Origin of the sequence: Citricoccus alkalitolerans (assembly GCF_039528175.1) — a bacterium.
GTDB lineage: Bacteria > Actinomycetota > Actinomycetes > Actinomycetales > Micrococcaceae > Citricoccus > Citricoccus alkalitolerans.
The window spans coordinates 150,720-168,668 of the sequence record NZ_BAAALH010000001.1; the positions used below are offsets into that span (position 1 = coordinate 150,720).

General features: G+C 67.3%; 17 protein-coding genes and 1 pseudogene. 7 read left to right on the forward strand and 11 right to left on the reverse strand.

The genetic code is table 11. The annotated features are described in order from the left end of the window. Positions 1-92: 92 nt before the first annotated feature. Both greA and ABD134_RS00685 read right to left on the reverse strand, forming a co-directional pair. Positions 93-584: a transcription elongation factor GreA gene (greA, locus tag ABD134_RS00680; RefSeq protein WP_344225781.1), complete on the reverse strand. Its 492-nt coding sequence runs from the start codon at positions 582-584 to the stop codon at positions 93-95. Positions 585-825: 241 nt separating this feature from the next. After that, positions 826-1,293 (reverse strand): DUF4307 domain-containing protein, encoded by a 468-nt coding sequence (locus tag ABD134_RS00685; protein ID WP_344225782.1) that lies wholly within the window; start codon positions 1,291-1,293, stop codon positions 826-828. A gap of 307 nt (positions 1,294-1,600) precedes the next feature. On the opposite strand from ABD134_RS00685, the gene mca reads away from it, so the two are divergent. Then, entirely contained in the window at positions 1,601-2,521 is a 921-nt protein-coding gene (mca, locus tag ABD134_RS00690; protein ID WP_344227585.1) for a mycothiol conjugate amidase Mca, read from the forward strand. A gap of 54 nt (positions 2,522-2,575) precedes the next feature. After that, positions 2,576-3,016, forward strand: coding sequence for a hypothetical protein (locus tag ABD134_RS00695; RefSeq protein ID WP_344225784.1), 441 nt, complete (start codon positions 2,576-2,578; stop codon positions 3,014-3,016). A 110-nt stretch (positions 3,017-3,126) separates the two neighbouring features. Here the strand turns inward: ABD134_RS00695 and ABD134_RS00700 are convergent, their stop codons facing one another. From ABD134_RS00700 to trhA, 4 genes are all read right to left on the reverse strand, one after another. Beyond that, positions 3,127-6,306 (reverse strand): S-layer homology domain-containing protein, encoded by a 3,180-nt coding sequence (locus tag ABD134_RS00700; RefSeq protein ID WP_344225786.1) that lies wholly within the window; start codon positions 6,304-6,306, stop codon positions 3,127-3,129. 198 nt (positions 6,307-6,504) lie between these two features. Next, positions 6,505-7,170 carry an NADPH-dependent F420 reductase gene (locus ABD134_RS00705; RefSeq protein WP_344225788.1) on the reverse strand — a complete coding sequence of 222 codons (666 nt, stop codon included), beginning with the start codon at positions 7,168-7,170 and terminating at the stop codon, positions 6,505-6,507. Between the two features lie 151 nt (positions 7,171-7,321). After that, positions 7,322-8,128, reverse strand: coding sequence for an MOSC domain-containing protein (locus ABD134_RS00710; protein WP_344225790.1), 807 nt, complete (start codon positions 8,126-8,128; stop codon positions 7,322-7,324). Positions 8,129-8,232: 104 nt separating this feature from the next. Continuing rightward, on the reverse strand, positions 8,233-8,979 hold the full coding sequence (gene trhA / locus ABD134_RS00715; protein ID WP_344225792.1) for a PAQR family membrane homeostasis protein TrhA: 747 nt from the start codon (positions 8,977-8,979) through the stop codon (positions 8,233-8,235). 191 nt (positions 8,980-9,170) lie between these two features. On the opposite strand from trhA, the gene ABD134_RS00720 reads away from it, so the two are divergent. Together ABD134_RS00720 and phoH2 are read left to right on the forward strand one after the other, a co-directional pair. Continuing rightward, positions 9,171-9,944 carry an isoprenyl transferase gene (locus tag ABD134_RS00720; protein ID WP_344225794.1) on the forward strand — a complete coding sequence of 258 codons (774 nt, stop codon included), beginning with the start codon at positions 9,171-9,173 and terminating at the stop codon, positions 9,942-9,944. 345 nt (positions 9,945-10,289) lie between these two features. Then, complete coding sequence (phoH2, locus tag ABD134_RS00725) at positions 10,290-11,606, forward strand: RNA 5'-3' helicase PhoH2 (protein ID WP_344227587.1); 1,317 nt, start codon at positions 10,290-10,292, stop codon at positions 11,604-11,606. 401 nt (positions 11,607-12,007) lie between these two features. Here phoH2 and ABD134_RS00730 read toward each other — a convergent pair whose 3' ends face one another. Beyond that, the gene (locus ABD134_RS00730) at positions 12,008-12,655 is read right to left on the reverse strand and encodes a rhomboid family intramembrane serine protease (RefSeq protein ID WP_344225796.1); all 648 of its coding nucleotides are present in this window, start codon (positions 12,653-12,655) and stop codon (positions 12,008-12,010) included. A 58-nt stretch (positions 12,656-12,713) separates the two neighbouring features. Here ABD134_RS00730 and ABD134_RS00735 point away from each other — a divergent pair, with 58 nt between their 5' ends. Further along, positions 12,714-13,220: a prepilin peptidase gene (locus ABD134_RS00735; protein WP_344225798.1), complete on the forward strand. Its 507-nt coding sequence runs from the start codon at positions 12,714-12,716 to the stop codon at positions 13,218-13,220. Positions 13,221-13,409: 189 nt separating this feature from the next. Here ABD134_RS00735 and ABD134_RS00740 read toward each other — a convergent pair whose 3' ends face one another. Continuing rightward, positions 13,410-14,846 (reverse strand): class II fumarate hydratase, encoded by a 1,437-nt coding sequence (locus ABD134_RS00740; protein WP_344225800.1) that lies wholly within the window; start codon positions 14,844-14,846, stop codon positions 13,410-13,412. An 11-nt stretch (positions 14,847-14,857) separates the two neighbouring features. Then, positions 14,858-15,130, reverse strand: a pseudogene (locus ABD134_RS00745) (ATP-binding cassette domain-containing protein); the annotation flags it as partial. On the opposite strand from ABD134_RS00745, the gene ABD134_RS00750 reads away from it, so the two are divergent. Beyond that, entirely contained in the window at positions 15,121-15,336 is a 216-nt protein-coding gene (locus tag ABD134_RS00750) for a helix-turn-helix transcriptional regulator (protein WP_344225805.1), read from the forward strand. The pseudogene ABD134_RS00745 and the gene ABD134_RS00750 sit on opposite strands and share 10 nt — an antisense overlap. A gap of 15 nt (positions 15,337-15,351) precedes the next feature. Here ABD134_RS00750 and ABD134_RS00755 read toward each other — a convergent pair whose 3' ends face one another. Beyond that, positions 15,352-16,023: a carbonic anhydrase gene (locus tag ABD134_RS00755; protein ID WP_344225807.1), complete on the reverse strand. Its 672-nt coding sequence runs from the start codon at positions 16,021-16,023 to the stop codon at positions 15,352-15,354. 38 nt (positions 16,024-16,061) lie between these two features. Continuing rightward, entirely contained in the window at positions 16,062-16,700 is a 639-nt protein-coding gene (locus ABD134_RS00760; RefSeq protein ID WP_344225809.1) for a DUF4245 domain-containing protein, read from the reverse strand. A 212-nt stretch (positions 16,701-16,912) separates the two neighbouring features. On the opposite strand from ABD134_RS00760, the gene glpX reads away from it, so the two are divergent. Next, positions 16,913-17,878: a class II fructose-bisphosphatase gene (gene glpX / locus ABD134_RS00765; RefSeq protein WP_245952411.1), complete on the forward strand. Its 966-nt coding sequence runs from the start codon at positions 16,913-16,915 to the stop codon at positions 17,876-17,878. Positions 17,879-17,949 lie beyond the last annotated feature (71 nt).

The window sequence follows — 17,949 nt, forward strand, 5'->3', positions numbered from 1 at the left end:
AACCGGTGCGCCGCCGTCGGGAATGCGGGGTGTAGGGAATGTGCCCTGCCGGGCGGGCCGGGCTGTCAGCGCCAGGTCCGCCCGCGTGAGGATCAGGGCTTGTATGGCTTGGCGGAGACGATCTCCACCGCGATGTCCTTGCCGTTCGGAGCGGCATAGGTCAGCTTGTCGCCGACCTTGGAGCCCTGGATGGCGGCACCCAAGGGGGAGCGCTCGGAGTAGACGGTGATGGAGTCCTTGTCATCGGCGATCTCGCGGTTGCCGAAGAGGAAGGCCTCCAGGTCGCCGGCGATCTTCGCCTCGACGACCATACCGGGCTCCACCACGCCGTTGTCCGCCGGGGAAGCGCCCACCTGGGCGGTCTCGAGCAGTCGCTTGAGCTCGATGATGCGGCCCTCGTTCTTGGACTGCTCCTCGCGAGCGGCGTGGTAACCGCCGTTCTCCTTGAGGTCACCCTCTTCGCGCGCCTGCTCGATGCGGTCGATGATCTCCTGACGGCCCGGTCCGGAGATCTGATCCAGTTCCTGCTTCAGGCGGTCGTAGGCCTCCTGGGTCAGCCAGGGAGCGCTATCAGTGTTGCTCATGGACGCGTGTCTCCTTCGAATTGCTCGTCAGCGGCCATCCGGTATGCCGATGAGGGCTGCCGGTGCTGCCGCACATGATGCTGAGCCGCCTAGTGCGGCCCGGGGCGCGATCATGCAAGAACCCCGCCGGCGGAGCCAACCGGTGTTCCACGGGAGGCCCCCGACAGGCGGGGTTGAAACGTACTGCCCCTGATTCTAACGGATGTGCTTCAGAAACGTCATATTCGAGGTGATGTGCGTCTCACGATTCCTCGGGGAGCCAGCACTCGTTCACGCCGCCGTTGACGCCGAGCGCATCGGTGCGCAGACCGACGTCGTAGTATGCCGACATGTCCGCAGGACCCGAGTCCTCGGACGCCGCCTCCGGACCGATGGTGACGGTACGCCAGCCGACCACGGCCTTCTCGTCCGAGAGCACCTGGATGGCGCACTGGACCGTGTCCTCGGGATCCTTGGTGAGCTGGAACCGCACCGAGGCCTGCGTGGGGGACTCGATGGTGAAACCGACGTCCTTCCAGCCCAGCGTCTGGGCGCTGCCTGAGGCCGTGAACCACACGGTGACCCCCACGGCCAGGGCAAGGGCAGCGGCGGCGATCCACTTTCCCCAGCGCTGAGCGAACGAGGGGCGAATCCGTTGGGCGCGCCCATACCGGTTCGCTAGGCTGTCCACCGGAGCAGGCTCCGCCGAGGTCTGGGGTTTAGAAGTCATATCACTCCATGGTATCCCGGAGCGTCACCGTCCACCGCAGTTCATTCCCCGGACCGACCGGTCCCCGAATATGCCGTCCCGAACCCCCGCAGACACCAGCGGGCGGCCTCCGGGATGGGAAAGCAGCCGAGGCCACGTGAGCAGTACGAACCCGACCAACCTGGACGACCTGGAGCACCGGGACGGCATCGCCGCGCCGGAATTCGGAGTGTCCGTGGGGCAGACGTCGTACGGCTCAGTCGAACCGGAAGAGCACCATGCCGCCCCCGAGGCCGGGGGAGTGCCGGCGTCCCGGGGACTGCGGCTGATGGCCGTCCACGCCCACCCGGACGACGAGTCCTCGAAAGGCGCCGCCATGATGGCCGCCTACGAGGCCGCTGGGGCCGAGGTCATGGTCGTGACCTGTACCGGGGGTGAGCGGGGGGACCTGCTCAATCCGGGCTACGGGGACACCGTGCGCCTGGACCGGGACATCACCGGCGTGCGCCGGACCGAGATGCAGGAGGCCGGGGCCGCTCTCGGCATCGAGCATCGCTGGCTCGGCTTCATGGACTCCGGGCTGCCCGAGGGGGACCCGATGCCTCCTCTGCCCTTCGGCAGCTTCGGCACACTCCCCCTGGAACAGGCGGCGGCCCCCTTGGTCAGGGTCATCCGTGAGTTCCGCCCGCACGTGCTGATCAGCTATGACGAGATCGGTGGCTACCCACACCCGGACCACATCAAGTCCCACGAGGTCACGGTGGAGGCCTATCGGGCCGCCGGGGACCCGGAGCGGTATGCCGGCACGGGCGAGGCCTGGACCCCGTCCAAGCTCTACTACGACCGAGCCTTCAATCCGGACAAATACCGGGCCCTGCACGAGGCCTACCTGGAGGCAGGCGAGGAGTCTCCGTACACCGAGCGGCTGGAGTGGTTCCGCAAGCTCTTGGAAGAGCAGGAGCGGGCCGAGGCCCAGGCAGCCGAGCTGGACGTGCCATCCGCCACAGCCCCGGCCCGATTCCGGCTGACGCGCCATCAGGTCACCACCCAGATCCACGTGGCGGACTACTTCGAGCAGCGGGACAACGCCCTGCGTGCCCACCGCACCCAGATCGATCCGGAGGGTCAGTTCTTCGTCACGCCGAACGCCCTGCTGCGGCGGACCTGGCCGTGGGAGGACTACGTGCTGATCGATTCGCGCGTGGAGACCACGCTGCCGGAGACGGACCTGTTCACCGGACTGCGCTGACCCGACGCCGGCCGCGGGCCGGTCCGTTGTGTGGGGACGGTAGACTGGGTGACCGTGATCGCCTTACTCCCCCGTGCCGTATCCCCTTCTGCCACCCCCGCGTCCAGCAGTGGTGGCGAGGCCTCGGAACAGCCGCTGCCCGGGGTGCAGGAGCCGACGCTTCGACCCGGACTCGACCAGACCGAGGTCACGCCCGGCATTGAGGGATTCCTGTTCACGGCGCTGATGGTGGCCATGGCCATCGTGGTCATCCGCCTGATGGTCCGGTCGGTCCGGCGGGTGCAGTACCGCTCCTCGCAGGCCGAGGACATGCTCGTCGAGCGCTACCAGGGGCACCTGCCGGAAGATGTGCGCCACCCCCACGACGAGGTGGACCCGGACTCGCGAGCCGCCTCCGATGTCGATCTCCAGCGAGCCCGGCTCCAGAAGAAGTACCCGGGCTACCTCGACAGCCCCGTCCCGGAGCCGAAGGCCCCCGACTCCGGCCGCGACTGATCACCCGCTGCCCACCGCGGAGCCGCACCACTCAGCGCTGGGTCAGAAGAGGCCCGTTCTTACGCGGAAACACGCGGGAACGGGCCTCTCTGACGTCGGATCGCCGGGGGTCAGCCGGTCTGCATGTTGTCGAAGAAGTGCAGCACCTTGGCTACCTCCGCACGAGTGATCCGGTCCTGGGGGCGGTAGTCGCCGTCCCGGTAGCCGTTCACGATCCCCTGGGACGAGGCCCAGGCGATGGCCTCATAGTGGGAGCCAGTTCCGTTCACGTCCGGGAAGGGTGAGACGGAGGGTGCCTCGAAGTCCTCGCCGGAGGCCCGGTAGAGGAAGGTGACGAACTCGGCGCGGGTGACGTCCTGACCGGAGCGGAACGTGCCGTCGGCGTAGCCGGTGGTCACCCCCGCCGTGTCAGCCCAGGCGATCGCCTCGAAGAATGACGAGTCCTCGTTCACGTCGGAGAGGTCCTCCTGCGTGCCGGCGTCCTCTGGCTTGAGGTACCGGTAGAGGAAGGCCACCGATTCGCCGCGGGTGATCTTGTCGTACTTGCGGAAGGTGCCGTCCGTGTGGCCGGTGGTGATGCCCTCCAGTTGCAGCCAGCGCACCGGTGTGTAGTACACGGTGCCGGGGACGTTGTCCGAGAAGTCCTCAGGCACCTCAGGCTGCTGTGGGTCAGTCGGGTCAGTCGGGTCGGTCGGGTCGGTCGGGTCGGTCGGAGTGGGCTCCGGCTCCGTCGGCACCTCGCCGGCCTCGCGGTAGGTAACCCACAGCTCCGGGGCCATATCCTCCTCACCATCATGCGACTCGGCAGACCGCTGTCCCTCTCCGGTCAGCACCAGGGACAGCGCGTTGCCCTCGGTCCAGCCTTCGCGGTCCACCACTTCCTGCAGCACCGGCGTGAGGTCGGCGGTGCGCTGGGCGGTGCCGGACTCGTGCTCGATGTCCCACGCAGGGATGTCGGACCACTCGGCGGTGGCCTCGGTCAGGGAGCGTGAGGTCAGGTCGTGTGCCTCATCGGAGAAGGCGGCCGAGTCGTCAGCGGCCTCGGCGGCGATCGAGACGTTGAACGGGTCGACGTTCTTGTCCGTCTCGTCGGTGGTGAACTGTACCCGGGCGGAGACGATCTCTGACCCCGCAGGGATCTGAAGGCCGGCGTAGCGCAACCCGACGGCCTGCTTCTGGTCGGCCGTCTCGTCCACGATCTCCAGATCGGAGGAGCCGTGGTCCATCTTCCCGGCGTCATCACCGCCCACGTACTGTTCGACGTCGTCTCGGTTCTCGGTGATCTCGCCCTTGACCTCGGTCATCCCGTCCTCCAGGACGTAGGTGACCATCAGTTTCGGCGCCTCCTCGCTGCCGCCGCCCTCGTAGGCCTCGGCGGTGCGCGTGCCTGTTCCGGAGAGCTTGAAATTCAGTGCGCCGCCCCGGGCCCAGTCCTGACGGTCGACGACGGCCTGGACCAGGGTGGTCAGGTCAGGGGTGCGCTGGGCCTCGCCCTGCTCGCCGTTCACCGTCCAGACGGGGGCGTCCTTCCACGCGACGGTCTCCTCGAGGTAAGAGCGTGAGGACACGGCGAAGTCGTCATCCGTGTACTTCGCGGCGGATGCGCTGTCCTCGACGTGAATCTGTACGTCGAAGGGGTCGCCGGTCTTGTCATGCTCGTCCGTGGTGAACTGCAGGTGGGCGCCGGTCACGGTGGCGCCGGCCGGGATGCCGACCTGGTCGAACCGGAGTCCGGCGAACTGGTCGTCCGGATCCTGCTCACCCGGGGATTCCTGGACGATCTCGATATCCGAGGAGGAGATGTCCATGGCGCCGTCGCCGACGCTCTCCTCGACATCGTCGTTCGGGGAGAGGGTGCGCGCCTCGACGGTGACCTCGCCGGTCTCCTCGTCGACCACGTTCTCGATCGGGGTGTCGACGACTCCGGGCCCCTCGAACTCGGTCTGGCCGATGCCCTCGGGCGGGTCCACCGGGTTCGGCTCGCCCTGCCGGGTCATGGAGACCTGGTCCAGGATCGTGCCGTCGACCTGGTGCTCGGTGATGCTCAAGGTCTCCCCGTCCACCTCGAGGTGGGCGTAGGCCGGCGTGCGCAGTTGGGACTGGACGGCGTTGAAGGGGAATTCGATCCCGTCCTGGATGCCGTAGTACTTGGAGCCGGTGGAGGAATGCATGGTCATGTACAGCACCTCGCCCTCGTACTTGGCGAGCTCGGAGGGTGCCTCCGGGTTGGCCTCGGTGACGGGGTTGTTGACCGGGTGGCCGTTGTAGATCAGGTTCGAGCGGTTATACACGTGGTCGTGACCGGAGAACACCACATCGAAGTCGAGCTCGGTCATCAGTGAGGGCATCCACTCGCGGCGTTCCTCGACGTCTCCGTCGGTGGCGTGGGAGGCAGTGGAGTACAGGGAATGATGCCAGGTGGCAATCTTCCACTGCGCGTCCCGGCCATGCTCGGCCACCACGTCACGGACGTACTCCTCGTGGTCGGCGGCGACCCGGTGGTTGGAGTTCAGGGAGACGAACAGGGTGTCGTTCTGGATGTACCAGTAGTTGCCCATCTCGTTGTTCCACCCGGGGTTGGCGGTCCGGTTGGGCATGTTGAAGTGCTCGGAGTAGGAGTGCTGCTCGTCGTCCCGGCTGCCGTCATCATGGTTGCCGATGTTGGTGGCCAGGGCGTGCTCGCGTACACCGTCCGGGGCCAGGTAGTCGGAGTACTCGCCGCGATCGTCGTGGATGTTCACCTGATCGCCCACCGACAGCAGGAAGTCCGGGTTCTGCACGCCCTCCAGGGCGGTGTCCAAAGTGCTCTGCCAAGCGGCGCCATCAGTGGGGATGCCCCCGCCTGAGCCGATCTGGGTGTCGCCGAAGACGAGGACGTCGAGACGCTCATCGGATTGCGTGGTGAACTCGTAGGAGTCGGACCACCCCTCGGCCTCGGAGCCCGCCTGCCAGACATAGGTGGTTCCCGGCTTGAGCCCGGTCACCCCAGCGTGGTGCCACGTCAGCTCCGGGAAGTCGTTCGACGTCCCGGCGTCCGTGATGTCCAGCAACTGGACGGTGTCCTCCGCGTCCTTCTCCGTCAGCCGTACCTGCTGATCGGCCGAATCCGAGGAGGAGTACCAGACGAAGTTGCGGTCTGCCTCCGTGGAGCCGATGTTCATGACCATGTTCGAATAAGAGACGGACGTCGGTTCTGCGGTCGGGGCGGCCATGGCCGGCAGGGTGCCGAAGGCCAAGGACAGTCCGATGGCGCTGGCGGCCACGGGGGCGAGCAGGCGGCGTTGATGCATGTGAGATGTTCCTTCACTCAGTTGACCCCGCCGACCGCCTTCAGGGCAGGGACAGGCAGGGTCGGTGGGGGTGGCTGAATCTGATGCCTCAGCATCAGATCCGACTACATCAACTCGATCGAGCCGCAGGTCAGACCTCGAGTGAATCCCCGGTGAACGTTCAGCTTCTTGTCAGTCACGCACCAGGCAGCCCGATGCTCACGCCCGCGCCCCCAGGCAGGCCTCGGCCAGCAGGCCGCGCAACTGTGAGGCGGAATGGCTGCCGTTGAAGACCTCCGTGCCCGGCTGAAGGAGACGCCCGGCGGCGAGCGGGCCGGCGTCGACGGGGTCGAAGCCGATCCGGTCGACGAACGAGGCCACCAGGGCTCGTGATCGCTCATGGTCGCTGGCGACGGCAAGGGCACGGCGGTCCGCAGCGCCGGGGACTCGGTGATCGGCCTCCAGATCGTGATAGCCGATGTGGTTCAGCGACTTGACCAGGAGGGTGCCGTGCAGATGGTCCTGGATGACCTCACTGGTGGAGCGGGCGTCCCGCTCGAAATCCGGCTGCTCGCCGTCCGTGGGGGCCCAGTAATTCATGACGTCGACGACGGTCCGGCCGGCGAAGTGCGCCGGGTTCAGATCCCGGTATCTCCGCAACGGGATCGCGATGACGGTCAGATCGGTGTCCGCCAGCCCTGCCGCGTCGACAGCGACGGCCCCCGGTGTGACGATCTCGGCCAGCAGCGCGATCTCCCCGGCGGGTTTGGCGGTGGCGATGCGGACCTCGTAGCCCGATTCGACCGCTCGGCGGGCCACTGCTGCCCCAACTCGGCCTGCGCCGAGGATGCCGATGCTGCCGGGAGTGACTGCCGTGGTCGTCATGGATTCCTTCGCCGTGGTGGGTTGACTGCGGTGACTCACGCCACGCCAGAACGCAGCACGCGAGACCGACGGTCCTCGAGTCGATTCTCGAGTCAGATCTCACTGAGGGAAACACAGGCGGGCGGCGTAGGTATTCCTGCCGTGGCTGAGGTCACCCCCGCAGCCGGTCGGCGTCCTCCTCGTCCGTGAACTGGCCGTCGACGTTGTCCGCGCCCCTCGTTCGGGCCCGGTGTAGTTCCAGGCGCCGCTGCAGGATGGTCCGCCACCGCTCCGGCACATCGGGGGAAGCCAGGATGCGCTCAATGGCCGGAATATCGCCCTTGTCCACGTTCATCACGCGCGACAGCTCGGCCAGGTCCACCGCGCCCGGATGACGCTCGATCAGCCTCATCGCCTGCCCGGCCTGGAGCGTCCCCGGTGTCAGCACCCGGAGGTACCAGCCGGTGCGGCCGGTGGACTGGACGCGGCGGGCCAGGTCGGGGACGCCCCATCGGGAGGACAGCTTCCAGCAGGGGCGCCGCGACTGCGTCACCTGCAGCCTGACTCCCGCCACGTCCCAGATGTCCCCCAGGCAGACCTCGGACTCCGTCAGACCCTCCACGGTGAGGTTCTCGAAGAGGGCGCCCTCAGGCAGGTCGAGCCCCTCGGCCCGCCATGCGGCGTAGTGGGCTCGTCCATAGCACAGCAGGGCCTTCTCGGGGCCGCCGTGGTGGACCACATCACCCTGTTCGTCACCCGCCAGGCCGGTGGGCCCCAGGTCTACGGGCCCCTCCACCGATTCCTTGAAGGAGCCCGTGCGAACCTCCTCATCCCGCCACTGCACTGTGCGGACACGTCCCACGCGCACGGCGATGATCGTTCCGCTGGAAGCAGGGGATCCCGTGCCGGTGGGGGTGGTGGAGAGAGTGGGGGTGCCGCCCGGGCTGGATGGCCGGGGTGATGGGGGCTCGGTGGGCATGTCCCCATCCAACCACCACCGCCCCTCTCGTGGTGGAACAGACCGATGGCTGGTGACCGATGGATGCGGCTGCCCGCGCGTGAACCTGTGTGGGGGTGAAGACGTCAGGTCCGCAGGACCGCCAGCACGATCGCGATGTAGTGGCAGACGAAGCCGCCGATGGTGAACGCGTGGAAGAGTTCGTGGAAGCCGAACCACTCGCGGTGGAAGTTGGGCTTCTTCAGCGCATAGAACACGGCGCCGATGATGTAGCACGCGCCGCCCACGCAGACCAGGACAGCCGCTGCCGGGCTCACGGCGAAGAAGTCGCCGATGTACAGCAGGGCCGCCAGCCCCAGCAGGATGTAGACGGGGGTGTACAGCCAGCGCGGAGCCGAGGTCCAGAAGACACGGAAGGCGACGCCGGCCAGCGCGCCGATCCAGACGCCGGCCAGCAGGAGCGTGGCCTTGTCCTCCGGCAACAGGGCCAGGGCCAAGGGCGTGTAGGTGCCGGCGATGACCAGCATGATGTTCGTGTGGTCGATGCGCTTCAGTACGAGGGCGACGTGCGGTGACCACTGCACGAGGTGGTAGACGGCCGAGACGGAGAACAGCAGCAGACCGGTCAGGGCGTAGATCGCGCTGGCCCACTTCAAGCTTGCCGTGGGGGCGAGAATCACCAGGACGACCCCGGCGACCAGCGTGAGAGGCGCCATGACGGCGTGACTCATGCCTCGGAGCCGGGGTTTGAACTCGGGATGCCCGGGATCCCGGATCCGATCGAGCCTCCACGTCCGTGGGGGTCTGGCGTGATGCTGGGGCGCGGCGGCCGCGCGGCCTGCGGACGGATTGTCCGAGGGGGAGTGAACCATGGCTTCAGACTACTCCCGGAAACAGTGGATTACCCGTGGGTAGGTTTGCTCGGCTCGCCGGGCGGAAGCGCCGCTGGTGCGCCTCAGGCCTGGCAGTTCGCTACCGTAGGAACGGACGAATCACCCACACCACGACGTTTCAGGTGCTGCTCGGCTCTGCGGCACGTCCATCGGCCAGACAGGGGACGCCCATGAACCTCCCGAACGTCCTCTACAGCTTCTACGAGCGCCGCCTGGCCTCCAGCCTCGACCGAGAGAAGCTGCCCCAGCACATCGGGGTGGTGCTGGACGGCAACCGCCGCTGGGCCAAGGCCTCCGGGGCGACGACGGCGGACGGGCACCAGGCCGGCGCGGAGAAGATCCATGAATTCCTCGGCTGGTGCGACGAGTTCGGCATCAAGGTCGTCACCCTCTACATGCTGTCCACGGACAACATGGGCCGTCCCCCGGAAGAGCTGTCCCAGCTGGTGGGGATCATCGGCAACACCCTGAAGCGGCTCGGGGACGGGCTGGCCAACGGGCACCGGGTCCGGGTCCAGGCCGTCGGCGCCCCGGATCTGCTGCCGGCCGGGCTGGCCGAGACACTGGCCGATCTCCAGGCGCAGACCGCCGATGCCGAGGGCGTCCACGTGAACGTGGCCGTGGGCTATGGAGGGCGCCGGGAGATCGTGGACGCCGTCAAGGAACTCCTGCTGGAGGCGGACGCCGCGGGCCGTTCCGCTGCTGCCGTTGCGGGTGAGCTCAGTGACGAGCAGATCTCCGGCCGCCTCTACACCCGCGGCCAACCGGACCCCGACCTGGTGATCCGCACCTCCGGAGAGCAGCGGTTGTCCGGTTTCCTGATGTGGCAGTCCGCGTACTCCGAGTTCTACTTCTGCGAGGCCCTCTGGCCGGACTTCCGCCGCGTGGACTTCGTCCGGGCCCTGCGGGACTTCGCCTCCCGCCAACGGCGCTTCGGCTCCTGACACGCGACGCCGAGGGGGGTGCCGTCTCCGTGGTCCCTTCAGGTTCACCGAAACTTCACCGCGTCACACGGGCCGCTTGCACGGAAACCACGGCACCTCGTCCTACGGTGGTGGTATCAGTCACCGGCGGGAGCGAACGGGCCACCTGGTTCCGCATCCGCATCCCGTGGATTGATCGGAAAGGCCAGGCCGTATGCCGTCACTCCAGACAGCACGCAGCGGGGGCCGTTCCGGCCCCGGGCCGGACCGTCCCATCCCACCCTCGATCATCGGGGCGTGCGCCCCGGTCTGGAGTCCACCGTGGAGAATCTGATCGCCGCCCCGGCCACCGTCACCCCGGCCACCATGCAGCCTGCCGAGCGGATGAGCGTGGGTGAGAAGACCTACTTGCTGGACACGTCCGTGCTGTTGTCCGATCCACGGGCGGTCCTGCGCTTCGCCGAACACGAGGTCATCCTGCCGATCGTGGTCATCTCCGAGTTGGAGAAGAAGAGGGACGACCCGGACCTGGGGTACTACGCCCGCAAAGCGCTGCGGCTGCTGGACGAACTGCGGATCGAGCACGGCTCCCTGAACACGCCGATCCCCCTCGGCACGGAAGGCGGCTCCCTCCGGGTGGAACTCAACCACATCTCCGTGGACGTGCTGCCCCACGGTTTCCGGAGCGCGGACAACGATTCCCGGATCCTCGCCGTCGCCAAGAACTTCGCGGACGAGGGCAGGGACGTCACGGTGGTCTCCAAGGACCTGCCGATGCGCGTGAAGGCCTCCGCCATGGGTCTGCAAGCCGATGAGTACCGCAATGAGCTGGTGAAGGACTCAGGCTGGTCCGGCACGGCGGAGGTCATGGCCACCGAGCAGGAGATCAGCGCCCTGTATGACAACGAGCCGGTGGCCCTGAAGGGGACCGACGGCCTGCCCGTCAACACCGGCCTGGTGATCACCTCCCCCCGGGGGTCGGCGCTGGGCCGCGTGGACCGGCACGGCAACACCCAGGTGGTGCGCGGAGATCGGGACGTCTTCGGCCTGCACGGCCGCTCGGCCGAACAGCGGCTGGCCATCGATATGCTGTTGGACCCCTCCGTGGGGATCGTCTCGCTCGGCGGACGGGCCGGCACCGGCAAGTCGGCCCTGGCCCTGTGCGCCGGGTTGGAGGCCGTGATGGAACGCAGGGAGCACCGCAAGGTCGTGGTGTTCCGTCCGCTGTACGCCGTCGGTGGGCAAGAGCTCGGCTACCTGCCCGGCTCCGAGAACGAGAAGATGAATCCCTGGGGCCAGGCCGTGTATGACACCCTCGGCGCGCTCGTGTCCACGGAGGTCCTGGATGAGGTCGTGGACCGCGGCATGCTCGAGGTCCTGCCGCTGACGCATATCCGGGGCCGTTCCCTGCACGATTCCTGGGTGATCGTGGATGAGGCCCAGTCCCTGGAGAAGAACGTCTTGCTGACGGTGATGAGCCGTATGGGGCAGAACTCCAAGATCATCCTCACCCATGACGTCGCCCAGCGGGACAACCTCCGGGTGGGCCGTCACGACGGGATCGCCGCCGTGGTCGAGACCCTGAAGGGACAACCGCTGTTCGGTCATGTGACGCTGAACCGCTCGGAGCGCTCACCGATCGCCGCGTTGGTGACGGAGTTGCTGGAGGACGCCAGTATCTGAGCCGGGTGGCGACTGAGCCACGGTCCGGTGAAGCCGGGCCGTGGCAACTCCAGATCATCGGAGGCAGTTAAAGGAACAGGGGCCGCTGCACGGGTGCAGCGGCCCCTGAGGGTGAATCCGTCCGGGTCCCCGCGGAGGGGGGATGAGGGGACCGGGGATGATCCACCGCAGCCATGGCCCCTTGAAACGGGATGGAGGCCATGGAGTTTAGAGCGCTTCCACGACGGTTCACGAGTGATGAGTCGGTGTCGCACGGATGGAAGCAATTCCAGCATACCGATGTTTGGCGTGGTTGCCTACCACCTTCGCGAAAGTCACACCATCGACTTCTGGCCAGTCTTGACCCGGACTATCGGACAGTGTTCTGGCCGCCTCCATCATCGCCCTGGCCAAGGCGCCGGCTATGACACCAGCGCATCATTGCGGCGATCGCGCAGGTCACGGCGGGCTTGCCGAGTGTCGGCGAACGCCACCACCACACCTGCCGCAGCACCGGCGAGGTGCCCCTGCCAGGAGACACGCGGGTTGGTCGGGAGGAAGCCCCAGACGATCCCGCCGTAGAGCAGGACGACCACGACGGCGGCCGCGATCGCCGTGAACCGCCGGGACAGGATCCCGTAGGTCACCAGGAAGGCAGCATAGCCGTACACGATGACGGACGCGCCGATGTGGTTGGTCCCCATGCCGCCGATCAACCACGTGGCGAAACCGCCCAGGAGCCAGATGCCGGCGGTGATCAACCACCACTTGCGGGTCAGCCAGGAGATCATGGCACCCATGACCAGGAACGGCAGGGTGTTGGAGAGGAGGTGGCCGAAACCGGAGTGCAGCAGCGGCGCGAACAGGATGCCGGGCAGTCCGCCTGGATCGAGGGGCCGGATCCCGAACTGGTTGAGCCGACCGCCGAGGAACAGGTCGATGATCTCCAGGACCCACATCACCACCACGAGCCCGAGTACGGGCAGGGCGCGCTGGATCCACAGGGGGTAGGACCGCAGACGGTCGATGACGTGGTGGCGTGACGAGGGACGCTGCACGGGATGGGACATGTCCACAGCCTAGTGAGCCGTACCCCCGGGTGGGTGCAGGTCGTTCTAGTCTGGGACGATGTCGACGATCCTTGCCGAGGCGGTCCGTGACGGGAATTGGCTGCTTCTGGCAGCCGTCCTGGCGTCCCTGGCCGTGTTCGGCGTGTGCGCGATCGTGCTGACCGGTACTGATCTGCGTGAACATCGTCTGCCCAATCGGTGGACCGGTGCCCTGGCCTCAGGGGGTGCCGTCACGCTCGGACTGGCCTGCCTCGCGGACGACGTCGGCTGGTCGCGCTTCTGGTCCATGCTCGGCGGCGGCGTGGCATACCTGGGGCTGATCCTGCTTCTGCACCTGATCAGCCGCACCGGTATGGGCATGGGGGACGTCAAGCTGGCCGGCGGTCTGGGTCTGTATGCCGGATGGCTCGGCTGGGACCAGCTCTTCGCGGCCGTCGTCCTGGGCTTCGTTGCCGGGGGAATGGTCGCCTTGGCGCTGGTGCTGACCCGCCGGGCCACAGGTTCCACGCACCTGCCCTTCGGTCCGGCCATGCTGCTGGGCACATTCGTTGCCCTGCTCTTCTGACCGGGCCCCGTTGGGCGCCCCTCTGGACTGAGACCGGGTCCCCAAGGACACCCCACGGTCGCTCGTCCCTCCGATGCATGTCCTCAGGCGCCGTGCGTCTTAAAGCGCTTTGCGGGCAAAAACACGCAGTGTTTTTGCCCGCAAAGCGAGAGGCGCCCAGCTCGCGGGCACGTGCCCTCTGGTTCCGGATCAGGCGGGGTGCGTCATGGACATGGTGTCCAGGGCCGCGTCCAGCTGCTCCTCGGTGACCTCGCCGCGCTCCACATAGCCGAGATCGATGACGGCCTCGCGGACGGTCATCTTTTGGGCCACGGAGTGCTTGGCGATCTTGGCGGCCGCCTCGTAGCCGATGACCTTGTTCAGCGGGGTCACGATCGAGGGGGAGGCGCCGGCGAGGAAGGAGCAGCGCTCCACGTTGGCCTCGATGCCGTCGATCATCTTGTCCGCCATGACGCGAGCGGTGTTGGCCAGCAGACGGATGGACTCGAGCAGGTTCGCGGCCATCACCGGGATGCCCACATTCAGCTCGAAGGCGCCGTTGGTGGATGACAGTGAAATGGTGGTGTCGTTGCCGATGACCTGGGCCGAGACCATGATGGCGGCCTCGCAGATCACGGGGTTGACCTTGCCCGGCATGATCGAGGAGCCCGGCTGCAGGTCCGGGATGGCGATCTCGCCGAGGCCGGTGTTCGGACCGGAGCCCATCCAGCGCAGGTCGTTGTTGATCTTCATGAACGAGTACGCGATGTTGCGCAACTGGCCGGAGGCCTCCACCAGACCGTCGCGGTTGGCCTGGGCCTCGAAGTGGTTGCGGGCCTCGGTCAGCGGCAGGCCCGTCTCCTGAGCGAGAAGCTCGATGACGCGGGCGGAGAATCCCTTCGGGGTGTTGATGCCGGTTCCCACGGCGGTGCCGCCCAGGGGCACCTCGGCTACGCGTGGCAGGGAGGCGTCGATGCGCTCGATGCCGTAGCGGACCTGTGCGGCGTAGCCTCCGAACTCCTGGCCCAGGGTCACCGGAGTGGCGTCCATGAGGTGGGTGCGGCCGGACTTGACGACGTTCTCGAAGGCCTTGGCCTTCTTCTCCAGGGAGATGGCGAGGTGGTCCAGGGCCGGCTTCAGGTCGTTGATCAGTCCCGCCGTCACGGCGACGTGCACCGAGGTCGGGAACACGTCGTTGGAGGACTGCGAGGCATTGACGTGGTCGTTCGGGTGGACCTCCGCCTCCGAGCCGGCGGCCTTCAGGGACTGGGTGGCCAGGTTGGCGAGGACCTCGTTGGTGTTCATGTTCGAGGAGGTGCCGGAACCGGTCTGGAACACGTCAATGGGGTACTGGTCGTCATGCTGGCCGGAGATGACCTCGTCCGCGGCGGCGACGATCGCGTCGCGGCGCTCCTCGTCGATCACGCCGAGCTCGGCATTGGCCTGTGCCGCGGCCTTCTTGACCTGGGCCAGGGCGTGGACGTGGGCCGGTTCCAGGGTCTTGCCGGAGATCGGGAAGTTCTCCACGGCACGCTGGGTCTGGGCGCGGTACAGGGCGTCAACCGGGACCTTGACCTCACCCATGGTGTCGTGCTCGATGCGGAACTGCTGTTCGAAAGATTGCTGCGAAGAAGTCAGATCGGTCATGGTTCCCCACTTTAGACCGTCGCGTGCTCGGTCAGCCGCCCATCACGCAGGGTGACCGCCCGATCAGCCACCGCCACGAATTCCAGATCATGGGTGACCACCACCGTCGCGGTGCCCCGGTCCCTCGTCAGGGTGGCCAGCAGTTCCATGACCTCAGCGGAACGGTGCTGGTCCAGGGCCGAGGTCGGCTCATCGACCAGCAGTATTGAGGGCTCGCCCATGAGCGCCCGGGCGATGTTGACTCGCTGCCGCTGGGGGCCACCCGGAGCTTCCCGTGCTCGTCGTCTCCACCTACGGCGCGGTCTCCGATGTCCAGGCGGCACTGGCCGCCGGGGCGCTGGGCCGGACGAACCAGCAGATCGCCGCGGGCTTGTTCATCTCACAGACCACCGTCAAGACCCACCTGAATCACATCTTCGGCAAGCTCGGCGTGGCCAACCGCACCGAGGCCGTGACCGTCGCACGCTCCCGGCACCTGATCCGGGGGTGAGGCGCGTCCGACCTGCTAGCCGACCTCGTCCGGGTCCAGGTCGCCGATGATCTTGACCGGATTGCCTGTGCCGTTGTCCAGGGAGTACGTCACGCCGATGATGGCCGTGCGGCCCTCGTTGACGGCCTTGGCCACGGACATCGAGGATTCCATCAGGCGGGAGCTGATTTGTCGCACGTTCTCCGCCACGGTGCCGTTGACGTCCTTGACCCCGGCACGCCGGGCGGAGATCACGGAGGGGATGATGCGTTCCACGAGGGAGCGGATGAACCCGGGCGGCATCTCCCCGGACACGTAGGACTCCACGGCGGCGGTCACCGCGCCACAGCTGTCATGGCCGAGGACGACGATCAGCGGGATGTCGAGGACATCCACGGAGTACTCGAGGGAACCGAGGACGGCGTCATCGATCACCTGGCCGGCGGTGCGGACCACGAAGACATCGCCCAGCCCCACGTCGAAGATGATCTCCGCCGCAAGCCGGGAGTCCGAGCACCCGAAGATCACGGCCACCGGATGCTGCGCGTGCGTCAGGGAGGCTCGGCGCGCGGCATCCTGGTTGGGGTGGTTGGAGGCATCCGTCACAAAGCGTTCGTTGCCGGCTCGCAGCAGGTCCCACGCGGCCGAGGGGGTCAGGCGGGAGGAGGACGGAGAGGTGGCGTTCTTCAGGTCGGCACTGTCGGTCATCGGCTCTGCTTCCTAGTCATTGAGCTGTTGAGTGGACGTCAGTTGTCCTCGGCGGAATCGTTGATGGAATCATGGACGGCGGCAGCCAGGGTGTCCATCGCGGCCAGATCACCGGAGCCAGTGATGAGGATGGTGGTCCCGTCCAGTTCTGTCACCATATGCCGGTCACCGTCGGCCGGCTCGTACAAGTTCCACGTGGTCCCGTCCACGGAGCGCGTCCCGGTCAGGGGCGCGTTGCCCATCTGCTGGGACAGCCACGTCGGATTGGCCTGGAGGGTCTGCTTGAACCCGGCGAAGTCGTCACCGGCGGTGACGTACCCGGCTTCCCAGAACTCCACCTGGTCCACGCCGGCGCCGTTCCACCGGGCAAAGGTGGCATTCCAGTCCGCGGGGACGCGCGGGGCGACGGCGGAGAAGCCCGCGGTGGCCGAGGCCTGCTCGGCGGTGGCCGCCACGTCCACGGTGCGCTCGTAGGTCTGCTCGGTGCTGGTGGGATTCATGAACACCACCAGCAGGGCGATGGCCAGGGTGGCCAGCACGGAGATCACCATGGCCCGCGCGGACTGTCCGGCCCGCTTCGCCTGCTTCTGCGTCAGCCGCGGCTTGGGAGCCGGGCTGGGAGCCGAACTGTCGGCCGAGCCGGCGGTCGGATCGGTCTCGGGCTGAGGGGAAGTCACCGGTCCATTCTGCCATCAGCCGGGACACTAGGATGGATTTGGAGACGTTCCCCCACAGACGGAGTATTTCGGTGACCACTGACCAGCCCGAGAACAATGACGTTCGGACCGACACGGCACGGTCGCGCACCGCGGAGCCGCATCACACGGATCGAAGCATCCTCAGCCCGAGCCTGGCCGTGTCCGGGACCAAGCCGGACCGCAACCTGGCCATGGAGCTGGTTCGAGTGACTGAGGCCGCCGCCATCGCTGCTGGCCACTGGGTGGGTTACGGGGACAAGAACACGGCGGACGCCGCCGCCGTGGACGCAATGCGCGCCTTCATGGACACCGTGGCGATGAACGGTGTGGTGGTCATCGGCGAGGGTGAGAAGGACGAGGCACCCATGCTCTTCAACGGCGAGAACGTCGGTGACGGCACCGGGCCCGAGGTGGATGTTGCCGTGGACCCGATCGACGGCACCCGCCTGACCGCCATGGGCTACCCCAACGCCCTGTCCGTGTTCGCCGTGGCCGAGCGCGGTGCCATGTTCGATCCTTCGGCGGTGTTCTACATGGACAAGCTCGTGGTGGGGCCGGAGGCGGCTGATTTCGTCGATCTTCGCCTGCCCATCAAGCAGAATATCCACCTCGTGGCCAAGGCCCTGGGCAAGCCCATCAGCCAGCTGAACGTGTGCGTGCTGGACCGGCCGCGCCACGAGAAGCTGGTCGCCGAGATCCGCGCCGCCGGTGCCCGCGTGAAGTTCATCATGGACGGTGATGTGGCCGGGGGCATCGCCGCGGCCCGCCATGACACGGATGTGGACATGCTGCTCGGGATCGGTGGCACGCCGGAGGGCATCATCACCGCCTGCGCCATCAAAGCCATCGGCGGTGTGATCCAGGGCCGGCTGGCCCCGATTGACGACGCCGAGCGCCAGCGGGCCATCGACGCCGGCCATGACCTGGACGCGGTCCTCACCACCGACGACCTGGTCAAGACCGACAACGCCTACTTCGCCGCCACCGGCATCACCGACGGTGACCTGCTGCGCGGCGTGCGCTACTACAACGACCGCGTGACCACGCAGTCCATGGTCATGCGTTCCAAGTCCGGCACCGTGCGCGTGATCGAGGCCGAGCACCAGGCCCGCAAGTGGGAGCCCTGGATCGGCCCAGACGCCCTGCCCGTGCGCTGAGCTGCCACCACTCCTTCACCACTGGCGGTCGAGATCGCACCATTCGCTGGCGGGTAACCGGCCGGAATGGG

What these genes read in the sequence shown, in the direction of transcription:
- ABD134_RS00720 (WP_344225794.1), top strand. Translation starts at nt 9,171, where the DNA reads ATGAACCTCCCGAACGTCCTCTACAGCTTCTACGAGCGCCGCCTGGCC.
- phoH2 (WP_344227587.1), top strand. Translation starts at nt 10,290, where the DNA reads ATGCAGCCTGCCGAGCGGATGAGCGTGGGTGAGAAGACCTACTTGCTG.
- ABD134_RS00755 (WP_344225807.1), bottom strand. Translation starts at nt 16,023, where the DNA reads ATGACCGACAGTGCCGACCTGAAGAACGCCACCTCTCCGTCCTCCTCC.
- ABD134_RS00735 (WP_344225798.1), top strand. Translation starts at nt 12,714, where the DNA reads ATGTCGACGATCCTTGCCGAGGCGGTCCGTGACGGGAATTGGCTGCTT.
- ABD134_RS00700 (WP_344225786.1), bottom strand. Translation starts at nt 6,306, where the DNA reads ATGCATCAACGCCGCCTGCTCGCCCCCGTGGCCGCCAGCGCCATCGGA.
- ABD134_RS00710 (WP_344225790.1), bottom strand. Translation starts at nt 8,128, where the DNA reads ATGCCCACCGAGCCCCCATCACCCCGGCCATCCAGCCCGGGCGGCACC.
- ABD134_RS00730 (WP_344225796.1), bottom strand. Translation starts at nt 12,655, where the DNA reads ATGTCCCATCCCGTGCAGCGTCCCTCGTCACGCCACCACGTCATCGAC.
- ABD134_RS00685 (WP_344225782.1), bottom strand. Translation starts at nt 1,293, where the DNA reads ATGACTTCTAAACCCCAGACCTCGGCGGAGCCTGCTCCGGTGGACAGC.
- ABD134_RS00740 (WP_344225800.1), bottom strand. Translation starts at nt 14,846, where the DNA reads ATGACCGATCTGACTTCTTCGCAGCAATCTTTCGAACAGCAGTTCCGC.
- ABD134_RS00705 (WP_344225788.1), bottom strand. Translation starts at nt 7,170, where the DNA reads ATGACGACCACGGCAGTCACTCCCGGCAGCATCGGCATCCTCGGCGCA.
- glpX (WP_245952411.1), top strand. Translation starts at nt 16,913, where the DNA reads ATGGAGCTGGTTCGAGTGACTGAGGCCGCCGCCATCGCTGCTGGCCAC.
- greA (WP_344225781.1), bottom strand. Translation starts at nt 584, where the DNA reads ATGAGCAACACTGATAGCGCTCCCTGGCTGACCCAGGAGGCCTACGAC.
- trhA (WP_344225792.1), bottom strand. Translation starts at nt 8,979, where the DNA reads ATGGTTCACTCCCCCTCGGACAATCCGTCCGCAGGCCGCGCGGCCGCC.
- mca (WP_344227585.1), top strand. Translation starts at nt 1,601, where the DNA reads ATGGCCGTCCACGCCCACCCGGACGACGAGTCCTCGAAAGGCGCCGCC.